4 protein-coding genes, 1 rRNA gene and 1 pseudogene are annotated in these 5,112 nt (G+C 37.2%); 5 read left to right on the forward strand and 1 reads right to left on the reverse strand.

What is annotated here, in order from left to right; translation table 11 throughout:
• Positions 1 to 195, reverse strand: a pseudogene (locus BMX21_RS18885) (gamma-mobile-trio recombinase GmtY); the annotation flags it as partial.
• Positions 196 to 342: 147 nt separating this feature from the next.
• Here BMX21_RS18885 and BMX21_RS19245 point away from each other — a divergent pair.
• The 5 genes from BMX21_RS19245 to BMX21_RS18905 form a co-directional block, all read left to right on the forward strand.
• Positions 343 to 576 (forward strand): hypothetical protein, encoded by a 234-nt coding sequence (locus BMX21_RS19245; protein WP_143057309.1) that lies wholly within the window; start codon positions 343 to 345, stop codon positions 574 to 576.
• Positions 577 to 717: 141 nt separating this feature from the next.
• The gene (locus BMX21_RS18890) at positions 718 to 1,392 is read left to right on the forward strand and encodes a response regulator transcription factor (RefSeq protein ID WP_092047034.1); all 675 of its coding nucleotides are present in this window, start codon (positions 718 to 720) and stop codon (positions 1,390 to 1,392) included.
• Positions 1,393 to 1,397: 5 nt separating this feature from the next.
• Positions 1,398 to 2,897 carry a sensor histidine kinase gene (locus BMX21_RS18895; protein WP_034489240.1) on the forward strand — a complete coding sequence of 500 codons (1,500 nt, stop codon included), beginning with the start codon at positions 1,398 to 1,400 and terminating at the stop codon, positions 2,895 to 2,897.
• A gap of 138 nt (positions 2,898 to 3,035) precedes the next feature.
• Positions 3,036 to 4,025 (forward strand): hypothetical protein, encoded by a 990-nt coding sequence (locus BMX21_RS18900; protein ID WP_092047037.1) that lies wholly within the window; start codon positions 3,036 to 3,038, stop codon positions 4,023 to 4,025.
• Positions 4,026 to 4,943: 918 nt separating this feature from the next.
• A 16S ribosomal RNA gene (locus tag BMX21_RS18905) occupies positions 4,944 to 5,112 on the forward strand; the annotation flags it as partial.

A 5,112-nucleotide genomic window follows, 5' to 3' on the forward strand; every position in this document is an offset into this window, starting at 1 on the left:
ATCAAATAACAACCCAACAGCCTGTATGAGCTTGTTATGCCAAGTCCTGCTCTTATGGCTATACTTGATCTGATAGCGCAGTAGCTGTCCAAATATCTGTGTCTCTCCATCTTGCTCTATCAAAAGAGATGGCAGCTCTATGTATCTTGCTGAATTATCTCTGTATGTCTTTGTGTATACCTTTACATAATTCATCTCTTATCCATCCATATAGATTGATTAACATATTATTTATAATACCATATACTATTCAATATGTGTATATAAAAAAGGTACTATATCTTGATAATATAGTACCTTTATACATAGTTTGATTATAAAATTATTACCTTATATAAATTTTTGCAGTATTCTCTTTTTCTAAATATATTCCTGATAATCCTTGTAATTGCGATGTTCCTCATAGCTGCTAGTAACAGTTCAACTACTGTGCTTAATTATAAAGAAACTATAACCGATGAGTATGAAGCCTGGGAAGAGGAGCTTGCTGAGAGAGAGAAGGCAGTGAAGGAAAAAGAGAAAGAACTTGGAATTGAATCAAAGAAGGATTTTAGAAACTCTTCTGAAGAGGAGTGATTTGTATATAAACGTTTGAGGGGGGATTTTTATCTTTTCACAAAAAAGACATATAAAGGGTATACTATATATATGGTCGTTGTGAGCCCTGTATAGTATACAAAGGAGGCAAAGACCCGTAAAAGAGGTCTGACTAAGGGAATGGATAAACTTAAGATTTTAGTAGTAGATGATGAAAGCAGAATGAGAAAACTTGTCAGTGATTTCCTGATAAAAGCCGGGTATGAAGTGGAAGAGGCCGGTGATGGAATGGAAGCTATAGACAAGTTTTTTGCTGATAAGAGTATATCTTTGATAATACTTGATGTGATGATGCCTAAGATGGACGGATGGGAAGTATGTCGCGAGATAAGAAGGTACAGCAAAGTCCCGATAATAATGCTGACTGCAAGGTCTGATGAAAGAGATGAGCTTCAGGGATTTGAACTTGGAGTGGATGAATATATATCTAAACCATTCAGCCCTAAGATTCTCGTTGCCAGAGTTTCGGCTATACTTAGAAGAAGCTCTCAGACGTCTAATGAAGATTCTATCGAAGAAGGCGGTATCATTATCAACAAATCTGCTCATATTGCTTCTATAGATGGTAAACCTATTGAACTATCTTTTAAGGAGTTTGAACTGCTTACTTATTTCCTTGAGAATAAAGGAATCGCACTTTCGAGAGAAAATATTCTGAATAATGTTTGGAATTATGACTACTTCGGTGATGCAAGAACCATAGATACTCATGTAAAAAAACTAAGAGCAAAACTAGGAGATAAAGGCGACATGATAAAGACTATTTGGGGGATGGGATATAAGTTTGAGGTATAGTTATTATGAGTGATAATAACAAAAACAAAATAAAAAGACCGCTTCGCCGTGACTTCATGCTTATCTTTGTAGTACTTTTAATAGGCATGGTGGGCGGCGTTTTGCTTTTTAATAATATATTACTTGAAAAATATTATATAAATGATAAAGCTAACGTAATAACTATAGCTTATGAAAGCGTCAATGATGCGATGAATTCAGGGGACATTACTTCGGATTCTTTTAACATAGAACTGATGAGGATATGTGAGCGCTATAACATTGATGTTATCGTTGCGGACGAAAATTCGAACATCGTAAAATCGTCATCTCCTGACTATTTTTATCTTCAGAAAAAACTATGGGCTAACATGCTGGGGTTATCTGAATATAGTGACAATCCGACGATACTGATTCAAAAAGACGATTATATTCTCCAAATAGACACAGATGCAAGAACAGATACTGATTATATGGAAATGTTCGGCTTTTTGGATAACGGAAATGTATTCATGATAAGAAGTGCGCTGGAAGGAATTAAAGACAGTGTACGAATTTCCAATACTTTTATGACTTATGTAGCGATAGGAATTCTTTTGATCGGGGCGTTATTATCTTTTTTCCTGGCAAGAAGGATCACTAAACCAATCAGTAAACTTACTGAAATCTCAAATAGGATGAAGGAACTGGATTTCGATGCAAAATATACGAGCAAACATAAAAATGAGCTTGATCTTCTGGGAGAAAATATAAACGAACTTTCGGAAACGCTTGAAAAAACGATACGTGAATTGAAGACAGCTAACCTGGAATTGAAAAAAGATATTGAAACCAAAGAAAAGATAGACAAGATGAGGAGTGAATTTCTTGCAAATGTTTCTCACGAGCTCAAGACTCCTATTGCACTGATCCAAGGATATGCAGAAGGACTGCAGGATGGAATAGCAGATGATGATCCTGAAAGCAGGGAGTTTTACTGCGATGTAATTGTAGATGAAGCGGGCAAGATGAATAAGATGGTCAAACAGCTTATGACGCTCAATGAGCTGGAATTTGGCAAGAACAATTATAATCTTGAACGCTTTGATATAGTAGCGGTTATTCAGAATTATCTCAAATCAGCCGATATATTAGCGAAGCAGAAAGATGTCACTGTGCAGATAGAGGATTCTGAACCGATATATGTCTGGGCAGATGAATTCAAGGTAGAGGAGGTACTTCAGAACTATTACAGCAATGCTCTAAACCATATAGATGGAGACAGGATAATAAAGATAAAATTCAAAAAAGGTGACGGAGTAGTTAGGGTATCCGTCTATAATACTGGAGACCCAATTCCTCAAGATAGTATTGAACATCTCTGGGAGAAGTTTTATAAAGTTGATAAAGCAAGAACCAGAGAATACGGCGGAAGCGGCGTGGGTCTGTCGATAGTGAAAGCTATCATGGACTCAATGGGACAAAGATATGGAGTTGTGAATTGCGAAAAAGGTGTTGAATTCTGGTTTGAGCTTGAGACCTGCTAGATATGTTCATGATTTGATCAGATATGAGTAAGACACTACAGAAGACAGTTTGAAATATTAACCATAAGATTTGGCATTACTGAAAACATTGGTACCTGAACAAAAGTTGTGATAGCTCATGAAAGTAGGAACAAGAAAATGAAGAGATTATTGTCCAAAATATCATTGATCATAATAATTCCATCGGTTTCTCTGTTTATGTCTGCATGCGCAACAGATGATACGATTCCCATCTCAAAAGAAGAGAACAAAGAGGAATACGATCAAGTGACAACCTATGCAGCAGAGCTTCTTATGAAGTATTCGTACAATGTAGTGGATGATCTGACTTATGTGGCTATCAAGAATTCTGATAAAGGTCCTTACTATGATGAAAAAAAGACATCGGATACTACCAATGCTTTTGCCGATATGGCGATTGAGGCTGGTGAAGGGCAGACTACAGAAGTGGTTGATGCAGGTAATACAGAAGCGGATGATCCTGATGCTGATAATATTGACCAGACAGGAAGTGATATTGATGTTCCTGAATCCGGAGATGATAACATTGTTGCAGGTATAGAAGACGATAATACTGATACAGACAGCAGTACAGATGTTTCTATAGATGTATCTGGTGGTCAGGGAAATGATGACGGATCTGACAAAGGAACGGACCAGGATGACAGCGGGTCTGATCAGCAAAATACAGTAGAAACAGTAGCTGCGGATGATGACCTATCTGATCTGGATTCTGAACTTGGTGGGCTTAAACTTTCATTTAACGGTTATTCGGTTATGAATGCCTATCCTTCATCGAGTGCACAAGGCGGTGTAGTAGCAGGAGATGGAGAAAAAATACTAGTTCTTAATTTTGGGCTTAGTAATCCTACTTCATCAGCGATATCACTTAATATACTCAACAGAAATGCGACTTTTAAAGTAAGTGTAAACGGTCAGAATGTAGGATACACAAAAGTTACAATGCTTATAAATGACCTTAGCAGCTATGTAGGAACAGTATCATCCGGATCGGAAGAACAGCTTGTGCTTCTGGTTGTGATTCCATCATCACAGGCATCATCCATAAGCGACATAACAGTAACTGCGGCTATCAATGGTAAGACTTATACAATAAAGCTGGAATAATGAGATTGGTATAATAAAACTGGAGTAAAAAATAATTTGACTGAAACTTCGCACTTGCCAAACATACGCCACCCTTTGAGACAGTGCCGATGCTGATAGTTTATAATGCATTTTCATATCTTGAAGGTGTTATAATTCAGGGCATGATATCTGGATTTTTATATTCTAGGGTCTGAAACTCGCTTCGCTCAGACATGCAGACCCTAAGAAGAATATAAAAATCCATCTCTCATGCTCCTGAATTTTATAACACCTTCAAAAGATATGAAAATGCATTATAAACTATCAGCATCGGCACTGTCTCAAAGGGTGGCGTATGTTTGGCAAGTGCGAAGTTTGAATAATTTAACCAGAATAAATGATAGTGATAATATGCAGTGGTGATATTTGTGAAAAGAGGAAGCTGATCATGAATGGTTTCCTCTTTTGTGATATAAAATAAACGTAAAAATAATTGTTGACGTTAGAGTATTACTGTCATATAATCAATTTCGCTGTCGCAGAGAGCTTGTGTAATAACGAGCAGATTGCTTTAATAAATAGTATCGAGCCATCCTTGAATGAGCTGATATGAAATAAAAAAAGCAGTTGACAAAGAAAAAGCGAGAGAGTAAAATAATAAATGTTCCGCCAAAAACGGAACGTGCAAAAATCGAATAGATTTAATGCAAAAGCACTTTGACAACTTAACAGTAATGCAACCCTGAAAATTCCAGTTCTTCTTTTGAAGAAGGACAGAATGTTCAGAAGAACAAAAACCAAAAGTAAATTTTTGATGGTTTAGCCACCATCAAGCTGTTAGAAATAACAGTGGAGCAGAATTATTCTGATTAAGTCAGCATAAGTCTGAACCGGCGAACTCGGAATCACGAAGTGATTCCAAGCGTAAGAAGATCATTTATGATCTTTGTCGCATTTTAAAGTGAGAGTTCGATCCTGGCTCAGGATGAACGCTGGCGGCGTGCCTAACACATGCAAGTCGAACGGAGTTTAGCGCTGATGAAGCTTCGGCAGATTCTTGTTAAACTTAGTGGCGGACGGGTGAGTAACGCGTGGGTAACCTGCCTCATACAGGGGGATAGCAGTT

This window comes from Butyrivibrio sp. TB, assembly GCF_900110805.1.
Classification (GTDB): Bacteria; Bacillota; Clostridia; order Lachnospirales; family Lachnospiraceae; genus Butyrivibrio; species Butyrivibrio fibrisolvens_C.